Source organism: Serratia sp. CY32780 (genome assembly GCF_052169135.1).
Lineage (GTDB): Bacteria > Pseudomonadota > Gammaproteobacteria > Enterobacterales > Enterobacteriaceae > Serratia > Serratia sarumanii.
On sequence record NZ_JBJNLI010000002.1, the window covers coordinates 571942 to 587728 of the forward strand.

Annotated in this window: 8 protein-coding genes and 1 rRNA gene; 5 read left to right on the forward strand and 4 right to left on the reverse strand. The window is 60.2% G+C overall.

The features are described from left to right. Window positions 1–43: 43 nt before the first annotated feature. Window positions 44–2137 carry a TonB-dependent receptor gene (locus ACJ8HH_RS16245; protein WP_033636744.1) on the reverse strand — a complete coding sequence of 698 codons (2094 nt, stop codon included), beginning with the start codon at window positions 2135–2137 and terminating at the stop codon, window positions 44–46. Window positions 2138–2671: 534 nt separating this feature from the next. Here ACJ8HH_RS16245 and ACJ8HH_RS16250 point away from each other — a divergent pair. Beyond that, complete coding sequence (locus tag ACJ8HH_RS16250; protein ID WP_060438180.1) at window positions 2672–4282, forward strand: condensation domain-containing protein; 1611 nt, start codon at window positions 2672–2674, stop codon at window positions 4280–4282. Window positions 4283–4346: 64 nt separating this feature from the next. Next, complete coding sequence (locus tag ACJ8HH_RS16255) at window positions 4347–7442, forward strand: amino acid adenylation domain-containing protein (RefSeq protein ID WP_060438181.1); 3096 nt, start codon at window positions 4347–4349, stop codon at window positions 7440–7442. Window positions 7443–7484: 42 nt separating this feature from the next. Here ACJ8HH_RS16255 and ACJ8HH_RS16260 read toward each other — a convergent pair whose 3' ends face one another. Both ACJ8HH_RS16260 and gltP read right to left on the reverse strand, forming a co-directional pair. Continuing rightward, window positions 7485–8828 (reverse strand): condensation domain-containing protein, encoded by a 1344-nt coding sequence (locus ACJ8HH_RS16260; protein ID WP_049235310.1) that lies wholly within the window; start codon window positions 8826–8828, stop codon window positions 7485–7487. A 274-nt stretch (window positions 8829–9102) separates the two neighbouring features. Continuing rightward, on the reverse strand, window positions 9103–10419 hold the full coding sequence (gltP, locus tag ACJ8HH_RS16265; protein WP_015376334.1) for a glutamate/aspartate:proton symporter GltP: 1317 nt from the start codon (window positions 10417–10419) through the stop codon (window positions 9103–9105). Window positions 10420–11319: 900 nt separating this feature from the next. Here gltP and acs point away from each other — a divergent pair. From acs to actP, 3 genes are all read left to right on the forward strand, one after another. Next, window positions 11320–13278, forward strand: coding sequence for an acetate--CoA ligase (acs, locus tag ACJ8HH_RS16270; RefSeq protein ID WP_033655143.1), 1959 nt, complete (start codon window positions 11320–11322; stop codon window positions 13276–13278). Between the two features lie 91 nt (window positions 13279–13369). Beyond that, the gene (locus ACJ8HH_RS16275) at window positions 13370–13681 is read left to right on the forward strand and encodes a DUF485 domain-containing protein (RefSeq protein WP_004930047.1); all 312 of its coding nucleotides are present in this window, start codon (window positions 13370–13372) and stop codon (window positions 13679–13681) included. Then, window positions 13678–15330, forward strand: coding sequence for a cation/acetate symporter ActP (actP, locus tag ACJ8HH_RS16280; protein WP_060451779.1), 1653 nt, complete (start codon window positions 13678–13680; stop codon window positions 15328–15330). Before ACJ8HH_RS16275 ends, actP begins: the two co-directional genes overlap by 4 nt. Window positions 15331–15678: 348 nt before the next feature. Here the strand turns inward: actP and rrf are convergent. Then, window positions 15679–15787, reverse strand: a 5S ribosomal RNA gene (rrf, locus tag ACJ8HH_RS16285); the annotation flags it as partial.

A 15787-nucleotide genomic window follows, 5' to 3' on the forward strand; every position in this document is an offset into this window, starting at 1 on the left:
CGCATAAAACGGGGGACATTCGTCCCCCGTCATCGCGATAGCGTTAGAAATTCAGCTCAACCGCCGCGCCGACCAGGCGGCCTCGCTGCAGGGTCGCCGTGTAGATGTCATTACTTCTGACCATCTCGCGGCGGTCGGAATCAAACAGGTTTTTCGCATACAGCGTGGCGCGGCCGTAGTCGAAGGTGTAAGCCAGCTGGGCGTTGGCCGTCCAATAGGAGCCGATACGCCCGCGCGAATCGTTGTCATACGCCGAGTAATAGGAGTCCGAAAACGCCACGTTGCTGCTCAGCTCCCACCCTTTCAGGAACTGATATTTGGCGCCCATATTGGCGGTGTAAGCCGGTGCGCGCGCCAGCTCATGCCCTTCCACGCCGCTGCCCGAGAATTTCTTGATGTCGGTTTTCAGCAGGCCGAGGTTGCCGAACAGCTCAAAGTCCCAACGCGGCTGCCAGGTGGCGCCGATTTCCGCGCCGTAGGTTTCCACCTTGTCGGCGTTGCGGATCACGCTGGAGTTCTCACCCAACGAGTACGGCAGCTGCATGTCTTTGTAATCGTTGTAGAAGATGTTACCCGTCAGCACCACGTTGGCGTCTTTCAGGTGATGGCGGGTGTACAGCTCATAGTTCCACACATACTCGGAACCGTAGGTATAGCTGACCACCGGCGTGCCGATCGTGATGCCGCCGCCGCCGGCGTTATAGCCGCGCGCGATCTTGGCGCCGTAGGTTTGGGTATCCGTCGGTTTCCAGGCCACGTCCAGCTTCGGCAGGAACACGGTGTAGGTTTCATCGAAGTCGATACGCACCGCCTGACTGCCGCCGTCGCGGCGGCGGTGTTCGCGTTCCAGACGGCTGGCGGCGGTCACGTCCACCTGCGGCGTCAGCGCATAGGTCAGCTCAGCGAACGCCGAATGGGTATCGGTTTTATCCTTGAAGGTCGATCCGCCGAAGATGTTGACGAACTCATCCTGCGTACCGTGGAAATAACGCAGCCCCGCCAGCCCGTGCAGGCGACTGTCCGCGCCGCCGAAGCGCACCACCGGCTCTACGTGAACTTCCTGGCCGTCAATCTCGGCGTATTGGATGTTGTAAGCGGTAGGACGGTTGATGTTGAAATCGGTATAGATAACGCGGTTTTCCAACGTCAGCGCATCGGAGGCCTCCCAGGCCAGATCCCAGATGGTGCTGTTCATGTTGCTTTTGAACACGGCGCGGCGCGGATCGTGGCGCGGATTGGTTGGGTGCGGCTGCGGGTTGAGGCTTTCGTTCTGTGGTGCGGTGCTGCCGAAATGGTTAAAGGTCAGTTTGGTAGTCAGGTCGCGCAAGCCGGCCGGATTGAACAACAGCTTGGCGCGGGCGGTGGTGGCTTCCACTTCGCGCGGATCGCCCACCGGCGCATAGGCCGGCAGATCGGCCTCGCTGCGGCGGCGCTGGCGATCGACGCTGACGCGGAACGCCAGCTGATCTTCCACCAGCGGGCCGGACGCCATGGCGGCCAGCTGCGAAGAGTGTTGGTTGCCGGCGCCGCCCTTGAAGGCGCTTTCCCACTCGAAGGTCGGATCTTTACTGGCCATGACGATGGCGCCGGCGATGGCGTTGCGCCCCTGAATGTAGCTTTGCGGGCCGAGGAACACTTCGACGCGATCCAGATCCCACAGCGACTGCGGGCCGAACGCCTGTTCGTTATAGGTCAGCGAACGGCCGTCCAACGACAGGTTGAGGCGCGGGCGGGTGCCGCTGAGGAAGGCGTTGGCGCCGACGTTCGGACCGGAACCGTCGATACCGCGCACGGTCGGAAGTTCGTTGCCGATGCCCAGATCCACCACGTTGGGGGTCATGCGCAGCAGATCGGGGATCTGCACTGCGTCGGGCATCGATGCGATGCGGTTGCTGTCGAACACCTGCACGCTGGAACTGGTGTCGAAAATAGAACGTTTGACCTTCTCACCGGTAACCAGCAGCGTTTCCGCGTCCTGGTAGGTTTCGTTGCTCTTCGTTTCCGCCGCGTTGACGTTACCGATCGCCAGTGAACAAACCCCTAAAAATACGGAGGAAAACGCCCCAATGGCTTTCATCCCCGCTTTTTCCCCGTTTCCTACGCTTTCATGCCGTTGAGCCGCAAAATGCTTGCCCATAGATGTCTTCTCCTTTCATCCCAGAGGTGCACAAAATTTGATTTTTTTTACACAACCTACATCGACACTCACACAGACCATGACGCTGCGGCCTTCCCGGCCTTGCTGTTGCTTATCCCTGCGGCAAACCCATGTTTTTCGCGGCCAAACGAGCGCGGCCCCGTCCACGGCCAAGCCGCCGGCGAAGCGGCCGGCAGCTTGTATAAAAACGTAAAATAGTGTTAAGAATGATAATATTTTGCATTTTCTAATGCAAATCATTATCAACAAAGATGAGGAGCCGAGCACGGAAACAGCCAGAAAGCCTTATATTTTTGCAGGTAAAACAAGCGCTATAATAACAAGCAATCATTTCAATGCTAAGAATAATATAGATAAATTATTCCCCCCCAAAGCCCTGCCTGCCCGGCATCGCTAAAACCCCTTATAGATAGCACCCTCGCGCCAAATGGATTAAATAATAATAATTTTCATTCCTATTAACATTTGGATATATTCTTGCAGTCTCGTTGGCTGAATCAAAATGGATACCCGATGAAAGCTTTGACCACGATGCAGGCCGCCTATTGGGTAGGCCGACAGTCCGCTCCTCCCCTCGGCGGCATGGCCGCCCACCTGTATGCGGAATTCGACGGCGGCGAGCTGGATCTCGCCCGACTGCGCCAGGCCGTCGATGCGCTGTACCTGCGTCATCCGCTGTTACGCCTGCGCATTACCGATGATGGCCGGCAGACGATCGCGCCTCCCGGCCCCCGGCACACCTTGCATCTCGACGACTGGCGGCACGCCGATACAGCGACGCTGGCAGCCGCGCTCGCCGCCAAACGCCAGGCAAAAAGTACCCAGCTGCTGCCGCTGGAACAGGGCGTGCCCTGCGATATCAGCCTGAGCCTGTTGCCGGAAGGGCGCAGCCGCCTGCATGTCGATCTCGATATGATCGCCGGCGATGCCATGAGCTTCCGCCTGTTGATGGAAGATCTGACGGCGTTTTATCACCAGTGCCCACCGGCGCCCCCCCATGACATGCCGCCGGCCTACTTCGACCACCTCGAACGGCGCGACGCCGACGAGGCGCTGCGCCAGCGACGCGAACGCGGCCAGCGTTGGTGGCGTGAGCGCCTGGCGCAGGTGCCACCGGCGCCGCGCCTGCTGCGCACGCCGGACCGCTGCCGCAGCGATCGCCTGGCCATACAGCTGAATGCGGAAGAAAGCCGCGCACTGGAGGACGTCGCCAAACGGCACCACACCTCGCTCTCGACGCTGTTTTTAGCGCTGTTCGCGCTGGCCGTCGGCCAGGGTTGGAACATGACGCGCTTTCGGCTCAACGTGCCGCTGTTCCACCGCGAGAGCGAGCGGGAGGACGCGCATCGCCTCATCGGCGATTTCTCTAACCTGGTGCTGCTCGGCGTGGAGCTGAACCCGACGGAAAATCTGAGCGCCTTCTGCCGGCGCCTGATGACACAGCTGGCTGAGCTGATCGAGCATGCGGATTACCCCGGCGTCAGCGTGATGCGCGATCTGTCGCGCCTGCACGGCAGCCTGCAGCCTTCGCCGGTGGTGTTTACCGCCGGTTTCGGCATCCGCGGCAAGACGCTGTTTTCCGAACGGGTCACCGACACCTTCGGCCATCTCGGCTGGGTCATCTCTCAGGGGCCGCAGGTGGCGCTGGATGCGCAGGTCGCCCACGTCGACGACGGCATTCTGATCAACTGGGACGTGCGGCTGGATGCGTTCCCCGAGCAGGTGCTGCCACGCCTGCTGGCCTGTTACCGGGCGCTGCTGCACTTGGCCGCGCGGCAAACGGAGGCGTTCGATCGCCCGCTGTCGCAGCTGTTGGCGCAATGCACGCCCGACGCGCTGGCGCAGCAGGCACCGGTGCGCCAGGTGCTGCATCGGCTGCTGGCGCGGGTGGCCCCCGGGGCCGGCTTGCGCGACCACGACGATATCCGCCGGTTGGCCTTGCCGGATGCCGGGGTGAACGCGCTGCTGACGGTGCTCAACAAGTATCTGGCGGCGGCGCTGACGGCACAGGATCTGGCGGCGCATTCCTCCCCTGCGGCGCTGGCGGCGCTGATCTGCCAACGCTCGCCCGAGGCAGGACGGCATGCGAAAACGCTGCTCGCCGCGCTGGCGCCGCAGCACTGAGATCGGTTTCCGGGCGCGCGGCGCCCGGCTCGTTTTAATCGGTTAGCGACTATAGGGAAGTACCATGGAGACAGCATTAACCGCACTGCAGCAGGCCTATCTTCTGGGCCGCAGCGATCGATGGCCGCTCGGCGGCGTGGCGATGCACGACTTTCGCGAATACCGCGCCCGGCAGCCGGATATGCCGCGCTTTGAAGCGCGCCTGACCGAGCTGGTACAGCACTACCCGGCGTTGCGCACCTGCATCGATGTGCAGCGCGGCACGCAGCACGTACGCCCGGAGGTGACGCTGCATCTGGATCGTCACGATCTGCGCGCCCTTGATGGCGAAGCGGCGCAGCGCCAGGTCGAACAACTGCGCGAGCGTTACTCCCACCAGCGCCACGATCCGAGCCAACCGCTGTGGCGCATCGCCGTGATCCAACTTGCCGAACAGCAGGATCCGACGGGATCGCCGTACGATACGCTGATCTTTACCAGTTTCGATGCCTTGATCCTCGACGGCCAAGGGATCTCCACCGTGATCGCACGCCTGTTCGACGATCGCCCTCTGACGCCGACCGCCGCCGCGCTGCCGCTCCCCACCGCATCGGCGGCGCAGCGCCAGGCCGACGCCGCCTACTGGCGCGAAAAGCTGCAGGATGTCACCACGCCGTCGGCGTTGCCGTGGCGCGCCCCGCTCGCCAATCTCACCTCGTCGCGCTATCGCCGCGCCAGCCTGACGCTGCCGCGCGATACGATAAAACGGCTTGGCCGTCTGGGATCGCCGCATGCGCTGCTGCGCAACAGCCTGCTGTCGGCGCTGATCCTCGATACGCTGGCCCACTGGACCACCGACGGCGAGCTGTGCGTCGGCGTGCCGGTAGCGTTCCCCGCCGCCGACGGCGCTCTGGGCAACGCCTCCAGTTTCGTGGCGGTGCGCTATTCCCGCCACGGCGAAGACTTTATCCAGCGCGCGCAAGCCTTACAGGACGACGTGCTCGGCGCGCTCGACCACCTGACGTTTTCCGGCGTCGATCTGGCGCGGCAGTTGCTCGGCCAAAGCCAGGGCGGCCCGGCGCTGCCGGTGATCCTGACCAACTGCCTGGGCTGGGAAACGCTGCCGGCCGAGGCGCCGGTGCGCTTCCACGACGGCCTGACCCAAACGCCGCAGGTCGCCATCGACATTCGCCTGACGCTGGACAGCGAAAAAAACCTGCAGCTGTGCGTGGACTACGCCGAGCAGGCGCTGCACGGCGAGCAGGTAGAAGCCATGCTGGCGGCACTGCAGCGACGCATCCTGCACAGCTGTCAACGGGCCGACCTGGCGATCGCGCCGCGGGACTTCATCGATCTGGCGCATTACCGCCACAACGACAGCGAAGCGAATTACGCACCTTATCCTTATTTGGCGCAGCTGGCCGAGCGGCTGTTTGGCGTACAAAACGGCGGCAACGCGCTGATCTGCGGCGAACAGACGCTGACCTACCGCGAACTGGGCCAGCGGATCGCCACGGCGATCGCCAACCTGCAGAGCCGCGGCGTGCAGCCGGGCAACGTGGTGGCGCTGTATCTGCCGCGCAGCCCGGAACAGATCATCTTCAGCCTCGCCTGCGCCCTGCAGGGCGTGATCTGGGTGCCTGTCGATATCAACTCGCCGCCGGAGCGCACCGCCTACCTGCTGGAAAACTGCCGGCCGACGCTGGTGGTGCACGGCGGCGATCTGGAGACGCCGATCGGCGTAACGCCGGCGGCCCTGCTGGCGCCGACGGATCGCGCGCCTGCGCTGCCGGATGAACAGACGTTGGCGGAACGCAGCGCCAGCCAGGCCGCGAGCTACTACCTGTATACCTCCGGCACCACCGGTAAACCCAAATGCGTGGTGCTCAACAACCGCGCCACCGCCAACGTCGTCCACCAGACCCAGCAACACTGGGCGGTCACCGCCGACGACGTCTTCATCTCCGTCACGCCGCCGCACCATGACATGTCGATGTTCGATCTGTTCGGTTCGCTGTGCGCCGGCGCTACGCTGGTACTGCCGGCGCCGCATCAGGAAAAGGACGCCATCAGCTGGAACCAGCTGGTGGAAAAGCACCGGGTCACCCTGTGGTGTTCGGTGCCCGCCATTCTGGAGATGCTGCTCACCTGCAAAACGGCCGACAGCCTGCGTTCGCTGCGCCTGGTGGCGCAAGGCGGCGACTACATCAAGCCGGCGACGGTGCAAACCCTGAGCACCCTGCGCCCGGATCTCGCGCTGTTCTCGCTCGGCGGGCCGACCGAAACCACCATCTGGAGCATCTGGCACCCGATCGCCCCGCAGGAGAGCGGCACCGTGCCTTACGGCCGCCCGCTGCCGGCCAACCGCTACTTCATCTGCCATGACGACGGCAGCCACTGCCCGGCCGGCGTGGTCGGCCGCATTCATACCGCCGGGGTCAACCTGGCGTTGGGCTATCTGGAGCAGGGGGAGCTGAAGCAGCATGACTTCGTCACCCTCGAAGGGCCGGACGGGCAACCGCTGCGCGCTTTTCGCACCGGCGATCAGGGCTACTACCGTGCGGACGGCAACATCATGTTCGCCACCCGGGTGAACGGCTATGTGAAGATCCGCGGCGTGCGCGTCTCGTTGCCGGAAATCGAAGATGTGCTGCGCCGCCATCCGGCGATCCTGGATATGGTGGTGGTGGACTATCCCAGCGGAGAGAACAACGAAGCGGCGCTCGGCGCCCTGTATCTGACCCGCGACGGCAAACCGCTGCCGCTGTCCGAGATCCGCGCCTTCGCCACCGGCTATCTGCCCTGCACCCATATTCCCACGCGCTTTATCCATGCCGAGGCGCTGCCGCTGTCCGCCAACGGCAAAACCGACCGCCATCGCATCCGCGCCGATCTGAGCGACCAGCAAACCGCGCCGGCGCTGAACGCCTGTGCGGCGCCGCCGCCGAACGCGCCTTTGGCGCGCAGCGCAGAGATCCTGACTATTTACTGGCAGGCGATCGGCGTAACGCCACGCCCGGAATGGGGGGAAGAGACGGCGTTTATCACCATGGGGCTGAAGTTGCCGCATATCAAACAGGTGGCGGAGCGCCTCAATGACGCTTTCGGCACCCGGCTGGTAAGCAGTTCGCTCCTGCCATGCAAGAACGCGCGCGAAGTGGCGGCATTGCTGGCCAACTGATGCCATAAAACTCGGGCGGGGACATCCCCCGCCCGCACTTTATCAGGCAGGCAACGCCGTCAGAGCCGCCAGCGGTTGTTCCCAGGCTTCCCGCTGCAGCGCGCGCAACAGAAACTCTTGCAGCGCCTCGCCATAGTCCAGCACATCCTCCGTCGGGAACTGTTCCAGATAAATATCGATATCGACCTGCAGATCGCGGGCGTCGGTGCGGCCGCGATAAGTCAGATTAAAACCGTCGCCCGAACCGCCGGCCAATACGCGGCGGGTGCCGCTGCAGCCGGTAAACCGGGGCGCATCGAAGGGTTGCACGTTGATGAAAGGAGAAATAAAGAAGCGCGAGTCTGGCTCCACGCCGCGATCGGCGGCCAGTTGACGCAGGCGGTAGCCGGCGTGGCTGCGCAGCTCCCGCAGTTGCTGCGCCATCGTCATCAGAAAATCTCCCAGCGTCGCCGACGGGGGTGGCGACACCAGCAGCGGCAGCGTGTTGACCGCCAGCGAAGGCACGTTGGTGGCAGCCTGCCCGCGGCGATTCATCGCCGGCATCCACATCGGCAGCGTATCGCCTTGTCGGGTGTCGCGCGGCATCACCTGAAACAGCCAGGCCGCCGACAGCGCCACCAGCAAGTCGGGCCAATTGATGCCGCTGCGTTCCGCCAGCTGTGCCAGCCGTTGCGATACCGCCGCCGGCAGCCGGTGGTGGGTGCTTAGACGCCGCACGCCATAGGCCTCACCGCCCTTGCGCACCGTCGGCAGCGCCTGCGACGGCGGCAGATAGCTCTGCCAAAAGCGCCGATCGCGCTCGCATCGCTCAGAATCAGCGTAGGCCAGCTCGGCCTGTTGAAAGGCGTCAAAGGCGCCCAGGGGAATACCCGCGCTGCCTTCACCCAGATAGTGCGCATACAACGCGGCGCAGCGGTGTTCAATCAAGGCCATGCCGAAGCCATCAACCAGAATATGGTGCGCACGCACGTACCAGAGGTAGCGCTCCGACCCCAGCTTGAGCAGCCAGGCGGCGGCTAGCGGCTCGCTGTGCAGCGCCCGGCGCTGCGCGATATCTTCGCGCATCAGGCTTTGCGCCGCCTGCCAGGGATCGCCGTGCGTTTGCAGATCGATGCGTTGTAATGGCGGTATGCGTTGTGGATCGTGCCGTAACGGCGGAGGAGCGTCGCCACGCCGCTCACCAAAGCGCAGGGCAAACGCCTGCGTCTCGGCGAGGGTAGTGGCGATCGCCCGGCAGAGCGTCTCTTCCTCTACTGCGCCGCACAGTTCGGTGCAGTGTGCGACGGTGGACAGGGTCTGCCCGGGGTGCAAGGTGTGTTCTTCCCAGAAATCAAGCTGCGCTGGCGCCAGCGGCAACCATTCAGAGGCCAAAGCGGTGTCCGACATGTTACCTACCTTTGATAAGCCCGAATAAAGACGCCGAACGGGCGTAACCCCGCCGTTCAACGGCTTTTGCGTGTCTCCATACATCATCAAATGAAAATGATAATAACATCTATTATCATTTCCATTAATTTGGTAACACTTTAGATTCTGTTAAGCGGGGATGCAAGTCGCGCAGTAAGGCAAAGAAAAGAAAGCGGCAGATTGAAGGGCCATAAAAACAAAACGCCTCGGCACAACTGCCCGGGGCGTTTTTAACATCAGCGAGACTCGGCGATTAGGCCTGATTGGCCGGCTTCACCTTCTGCGCCAGAAACTCCGTTTCGTAGGCCAGCGCCTTCTTGCGATCGAACTGGTGCTCCCATTTGGCGATCACCAATACCGCCAACGCGTTACCCACGACGTTCAGCGCGGTGCGCGCCATATCCAGGATACGGTCCACGCCGGCGATGAACGCCAGGCCTTCCAGCGGAATACCGACGCTGCCCAGCGTGGCCAGCAGCACCACGAACGAGACGCCCGGCACGCCGGCGATCCCTTTCGAGGTGACCATCAGCGTCAGCACCAGCACGATCTCCTGCCCCAACGACAGCTCGATGCCGTACAGCTGGGCGATAAAGATGGCGGCGATGCTCTGGTACAGCGTCGAGCCATCCAGGTTAAAGGAGTAGCCGGTCGGCACCACGAAGCTGGTGATCGACTTGGGCGCGCCGTAAGCCTCCATCTTTTCGATGATGCGCGGCAGCACCGTTTCCGAGCTGGCGGTGGAATAAGCCAGGATCAGTTCGTCTTTCAGGATGCGGATCAGCGTCCAGATGCGCAGGTTGCACAGCCGGGCGACCGCCCCCAGCACCACCAGGGCGAAGAACGCGATGGCGAAGTACACCAGCACCACCAGTTTGGCCAGCGGCAGCAGCGAAGCGAAACCGAAGTTGGCTACCGTGACCGCAATCAGGCCAAACACCCCGATCGGCGCATAGCGCATGATCATGTGGGTGACTTTGAACATGCTTTCGGACACCGCCTTGAACACCTTCAGCAGCGGTTCTTTGGTCTCTTTCGGCAACGACGACAGCCCCAGACCGAACAGCACCGAGAAGAAGATAATCGGCAACATGTCGCCCTTGGCCATCGACGAGAAGACGTTCGACGGGATCAGCGACAGAATAGTCGCCACCAGGCTGTGCGAACCGCTTTGCACCTGTTCGGTGGTTTTCTCATACTGCGAAATGTCCACCGTGGTCAGCGTCGACATATCGATGCCGTGGCCGGGTTGGAATACGTTGGCCAACGTCAACCCCACCACGATGGCGACGGTGGTGATCACTTCGAAGTAGATAATGGTTTTCAATCCGATGCGGCCCAGCTTTTTCGCATCGCCCACACCGGCAATACCGACGATCAGCGTGGAAATAACGATCGGCACCACAATCATCTTGATCAGACGAATAAAGATATCGCCCGCCGGGCTGAGAATATTACTCACCAGCCACTCACGAGATTCGGTCTGGTTGTGCAATACCGCGCCAACAATAATACCCAGCACCAACGCGATCAGGATTTGCCAAGCCAGGCTAATTTTTACACTTTTCATACCCAAAAAGTCCTCAAAGACCCTTTTCGCCGTACAAAGTCGCAACACGGCGAAAAGAATACTTAATCATTTATTACAGGCTTATGTTAATTCAGTGGAAGCGTTCACCTGCCCTGGGTGCGACGCAGTATAAATCTGTATCATCCGGGCGGCATGCTCTGCAAGCCTTGATTTGTCAGGGTTGAGCGCTGAATCGAATAACAAAAATTTCGCGTTACTATTTCAAACGGCATAATTGCTTGTTATTAAAAACATAATTTTTCATACAATGAAGCACGTAAGCACGCCGGAGACGATTTTTTGAACGCCATTAAAATGCGTTATTTTTCACCCATTCTGCATATTTAATCCGCATAAAATGTTTATATTTTGTTACTTAAAAGTCAAATAAATGAGAATTGACCGAGTGACACTTTCGGCCATAAATGCAGCGCCACTTTATATTCAGATTAAAAAACGAACGATATCGCAGAGCGAATGCCATAAGGCATCATCCAACCTTTCATCAGGAATTAAGGTTAATAAAACGTTATTTCACGATGTGTCGTCCATCGTTATATGGTGTTAATACCAACTTCGAATATTAATAGCGAAAAATAATCCAAAAAGATTTATAGCGAGAAATAATTATGACCCTGCGCGTATCTATTAATAGAGAGGCGGTTACCCCCGTCTTTGTTTATTCTTTTTTGTTCTTTATATAAGTGTTTTTGGTTAAAAATGCGGGTTTATGGGGATTTAAGGACCAAAGAGATAGATATGCCCTGCAAATGCGACAGAACGATTACAAATCAATATCTTTGTTGCGTGATCTGCCGCGCAAAAAAGAAACAAAGAATCGTAGCAAACTATACTTAACCTTCAGTTGACATATCATTAACAACTTCAAGGAGAAAAGCTATGAGCCAACTGCATAAACACGCTATTCCTTCTGCAATTGCAGAACGCGCCCTGATTAATCCGGCACAATACCAAGAGTATTATCAACAGTCGGTTCAAGACCCAGAGGCTTTCTGGGGTGAGCATGGCAAAATCCTGGATTGGATCAAACCCTATACCAAAGTTAAAAATACCTCGTTCGATCCGGGCCACGTCAGCATTCGCTGGTTTGAAGACGGCACGTTGAACCTGGCGGCCAACTGTCTGGACCGCCATTTGGCCGAGCGCGGCGACCAAACCGCCATTATCTGGGAAGGCGATGACCCGACCCAATCCAAAAAAGTGACTTACAAACAGTTGCACCATGACGTCTGCCAGTTCGCCAACGTGCTGAAAAAGCTCGGCGTGAAAAAGGGCGACGTGGTGGCTATCTATATGCCGATGGTGCCGGAAGCGGCGGTCGCGATGCTGGCCTGCGCGCGCATCGGCGCCGTACATTCGGTGATCTTCGGCGGCTTCTCGCCGGAAGCGGTCGCCGGGCGCATTATCGACTCCAACGCCAAGCTGGTGATCACCGCCGATGAAGGCCTGCGCGCCGGCCGCGCCGTGCCGCTGAAAAAGAACGTCGATGATGCGCTGAAAAATCCCAGCGTGGTCAGCGTCGCCAACGTGGTGGTGTTCCAACGCACCGGGAAGCCGGGCTACTGGCAGGAAGGGCGCGATCTGTGGTGGCATGAGCTGATCCAGGGCGTCTCCGCCGACTGCCCGCCGGAAGAAGTGAACGCCGAAGATCCGCTGTTTATCCTGTACACCTCAGGCTCGACCGGCAAACCGAAAGGCGTGCTGCACACCACCGGCGGCTACCTGGTGTACGCCGCGATGACCTTTAAATATGTGTTTGACTACCACGACGGCGACATTTACTGGTGCACCGCCGACGTGGGCTGGGTTACCGGCCACAGCTATCTGCTGTACGGCCCGCTGGCCTGCGGCGCCACCACGCTGATGTTCGAAGGCGTGCCTAACTATCCGGGCGTCAATCGCCTGTCGCAGGTGATCGACAAGCACCAGGTCAACATTCTGTATACCGCGCCAACCGCCATTCGCGCCCTGATGGCCGAAGGCGACAAGGCGATCGAAGGCACCCGACGCGATTCGCTGCGCATCATGGGCTCGGTCGGCGAGCCGATCAACCCGGAAGCCTGGGAGTGGTACTACAACAAGATAGGCAACGCAAAGTGCCCGATCGTCGACACCTGGTGGCAAACCGAAACCGGCGGCTTCATGATTACCCCGCTGCCGGGCGCCACCGAGCTGAAGGCCGGTTCCGCCACGCGGCCGTTCTTCGGCGTACAGCCGGCGCTGGTCGATAACGTCGGCACACCGCAGGAAGGCGCCTGCGAAGGCAACCTGGTGATCGTCGACTCCTGGCCGGGCCAGGCACGCACCCTGTTCGGCGATCATGACCGCTTCGAGCAAACCTACTTCTCGACCTTCAAAGGCATGTACTTCAGCGGTGACGGCGCCCGTCGCGACGAGGACGGTTACTACTGGATCACCGGCCGCGTCGACGACGTGCTGAACGTCTCCGGCCACCGTCTGGGCACCGCCGAGATCGAGTCAGCGCTGGTATCGCACCCGAAAATCGCCGAAGCGGCGGTGGTCGGCATTCCTCATAACATCAAAGGCCAGGCGATCTACGCCTACATCACGCTGAACCACGGCGAAGAACCGACGCCGGAGCTCTATACCGAAGTGCGCAACTGGGTGCGCAAAGAGATAGGGCCGATCGCCACGCCGGACGTGCTGCACTGGACAGATTCGCTGCCCAAGACGCGCTCCGGCAAGATCATGCGGCGTATCCTGCGCAAAATTGCCGCCGGCGACACCAGCAACCTGGGGGACACCTCCACGCTGGCGGATCCGGCCGTAGTGGACAAGCTGTTGGAAGAAAAACAATCAATGAAAGTGCCGTCATAATTTACGCCGCTTCAGGCCGTTCATTCGGATAACGCGCCGTTGAGCGGCCCTGGCGCGGCGTAATCTCTCAATACCGACTGGAGACACTCTGATGAATGACACCATTTATCAAGGGATTGAAGAAAACCCGCGCTTTAAAGAGCTGGTGAGAAAACGCGGCCGGTTCGCCTGGCTGCTTTCGCTGATTACGCTGGCGCTGTATGTCGGCTTTATTCTGTTGATCGCCTTCGATCCGCAATGGCTCGGCACGCCGATCGCCGCCGGATCGACCATCACCCGCGGGATCCCGGTCGGCGTCGGGCTGATCGTGATCTCTTTCGTCTTGACCGGGATCTACGTGTTTCGCGCCAACGGCGAGTTCGATCGCCTCACCGCAGAAATTCTGCGTGAGGTGAAACAATGAAGCGCTTATTCTCTGCCACCGCGCTGCTGTTGCTGCCCGGTCTGGCCTGCGCCGAAGCCATCGGCGGCGAAGTGCATCGTCAGCCGCTGAACATCCAGGCGATCGTGATGTTTATCCTGTTTGTCGGCGCCACGCTCTACATCACCTATTGGGCGTCCAAACGCACCCGTTCCCGTCAGGATTACTACACCGCGGGCGGGCGCATCACCGGCCTGCAAAACGGGCTGGCGATCGCCGGCGACTTCATGTCTGCCGCCTCGTTTCTCGGCATCTCCGCCCTGGTCTACACCTCGGGCTATGACGGCCTGATCTATTCCATCGGCTTCCTCATCGGCTGGCCGATCATTCTGTTCCTGATCGCGGAGCGCCTGCGCAACCTCGGCCGCTATACCTTTGCCGATGTCGCCTCTTACCGCCTAAAACAGAAACCGATCCGTACCCTGTCGGCCTGCGGCTCTTTGGTGGTGGTGGCGCTGTATCTGATCGCGCAGATGGTCGGCGCCGGCAAGCTGATCCAGCTGCTGTTCGGGCTCAACTACCACGTGGCGGTGATCCTGGTCGGTATCCTGATGGTGCTGTACGTGCTGTTCGGCGGCATGCTGGCCACCACCTGGGTGCAAATCATCAAGGCGGTGCTGCTGCTGTCCGGCGCCAGCTTTATGGCGCTGATGGTGATGAAGTCGGTTAACTTCGACTTCAACACCCTGTTCGCCGAAGCGGTGAAGGTGCATTCGAAAGGCATCGCCATCATGAGCCCAGGCGGCCTGGTGTCCGATCCGATTTCCGCGCTGTCGCTCGGCCTGGCGCTGATGTTCGGCACCGCCGGTCTGCCGCACATCCTGATGCGCTTCTTCACCGTGAGTGACGCCAAGGAAGCGCGCAAGAGCGTGTTCTACGCCACCGGTTTTATCGGTTATTTCTATATCCTGACCTTTATCATCGGCTTCGGCGCCATCTTGCTGGTCAGCGCCAATCCGGCCTTCAAAGACGCCACCGGCGCGCTGCTGGGCGGCACCAACATGGCGGCGGTCCACCTGGCCAATGCCGTTGGCGGCAACTTCTTCCTCGGCTTTATCTCGGCGGTGGCCTTCGCCACCATTCTGGCGGTCGTTGCAGGCCTGACGCTGGCCGGCGCCTCGGCCGTTTCCCACGATCTGTACGCCAGCGTGATGAAAAACGGCAAGGCAACCGAGCGCGACGAACTGAGAGTATCCAAGATCACCGTTGTGGTGCTAGGCATTGTCGCCATTGCCCTGGGGATTTTGTTCGAGAAGCAGAACATCGCCTTTATGGTCGGGTTGGCGTTCTCCATCGCCGCCAGCTGTAACTTCCCTATCATCATCCTGTCGATGTACTGGTCGCGTTTGACCACTCGCGGCGCGATGATTGGCGGCTGGCTGGGCCTGTTGACGGCAGTGATTCTGATGATCCTCGGCCCGACGATCTGGGTGCAGATCCTCGGCCATGAAAAACCGATTTACCCGTATGAATATCCGGCGCTGTTCTCGATGATTGTCGCCTTTGTCGGTACCTGGCTATTCTCGATCACCGACAGCTCACTGGCCGGGCAGCAAGAGCGGGAACGCTTCCGGGCTCAGTTTGTCCGTTCGCAAACCGGGTTGGGCATCTCTCAGGGTAGCTCGCATTAACCGAATAATAAGTGAAAAAAGCAAACACACCCTAATCAAAGGCCCTTCGGGGCCTTTTCTCTGGCTGTTTTTGTCGGAGAAACAGCGCAGCATAGCTGCGCTTTTTTGCGTTTTACGCATAGCAAAAAGCCCTGAACGTCAGTTCAGGGCTTTCGGCTTGGTTTGATGCCTGGCAGTGTCCTACACAATTCGTCTCATCCTGAGACTCTCCCCTCCGGGGCCGCCGCACGCGGCGTTAAGGCCCGTTCCCGACGGGCCTTTCGCATGGCCATGCTCGAGCAGAACGCCAGATAACAGACAAAACAAAAAGCCCCATGCTTTCGCATGAGGCTTGTTGTTTTATTTGATGCCTGGCAGTGTCCTACTCTCGCATGGGGAGACCCCACACTACCATCGGCGCTACGGCGTTTCACTTCTGAGTTCGGCATGGGGTCAGGTGGGACCACCGCGCTATTGC

What these genes read in the sequence shown, in the direction of transcription:
- ACJ8HH_RS16245 (WP_033636744.1), bottom strand. Translation starts at nt 2,137, where the DNA reads ATGGGCAAGCATTTTGCGGCTCAACGGCATGAAAGCGTAGGAAACGGG.
- ACJ8HH_RS16250 (WP_060438180.1), top strand. Translation starts at nt 2,672, where the DNA reads ATGAAAGCTTTGACCACGATGCAGGCCGCCTATTGGGTAGGCCGACAG.
- ACJ8HH_RS16255 (WP_060438181.1), top strand. Translation starts at nt 4,347, where the DNA reads ATGGAGACAGCATTAACCGCACTGCAGCAGGCCTATCTTCTGGGCCGC.
- ACJ8HH_RS16260 (WP_049235310.1), bottom strand. Translation starts at nt 8,828, where the DNA reads ATGTCGGACACCGCTTTGGCCTCTGAATGGTTGCCGCTGGCGCCAGCG.
- gltP (WP_015376334.1), bottom strand. Translation starts at nt 10,419, where the DNA reads ATGAAAAGTGTAAAAATTAGCCTGGCTTGGCAAATCCTGATCGCGTTG.
- acs (WP_033655143.1), top strand. Translation starts at nt 11,320, where the DNA reads ATGAGCCAACTGCATAAACACGCTATTCCTTCTGCAATTGCAGAACGC.
- ACJ8HH_RS16275 (WP_004930047.1), top strand. Translation starts at nt 13,370, where the DNA reads ATGAATGACACCATTTATCAAGGGATTGAAGAAAACCCGCGCTTTAAA.
- actP (WP_060451779.1), top strand. Translation starts at nt 13,678, where the DNA reads ATGAAGCGCTTATTCTCTGCCACCGCGCTGCTGTTGCTGCCCGGTCTG.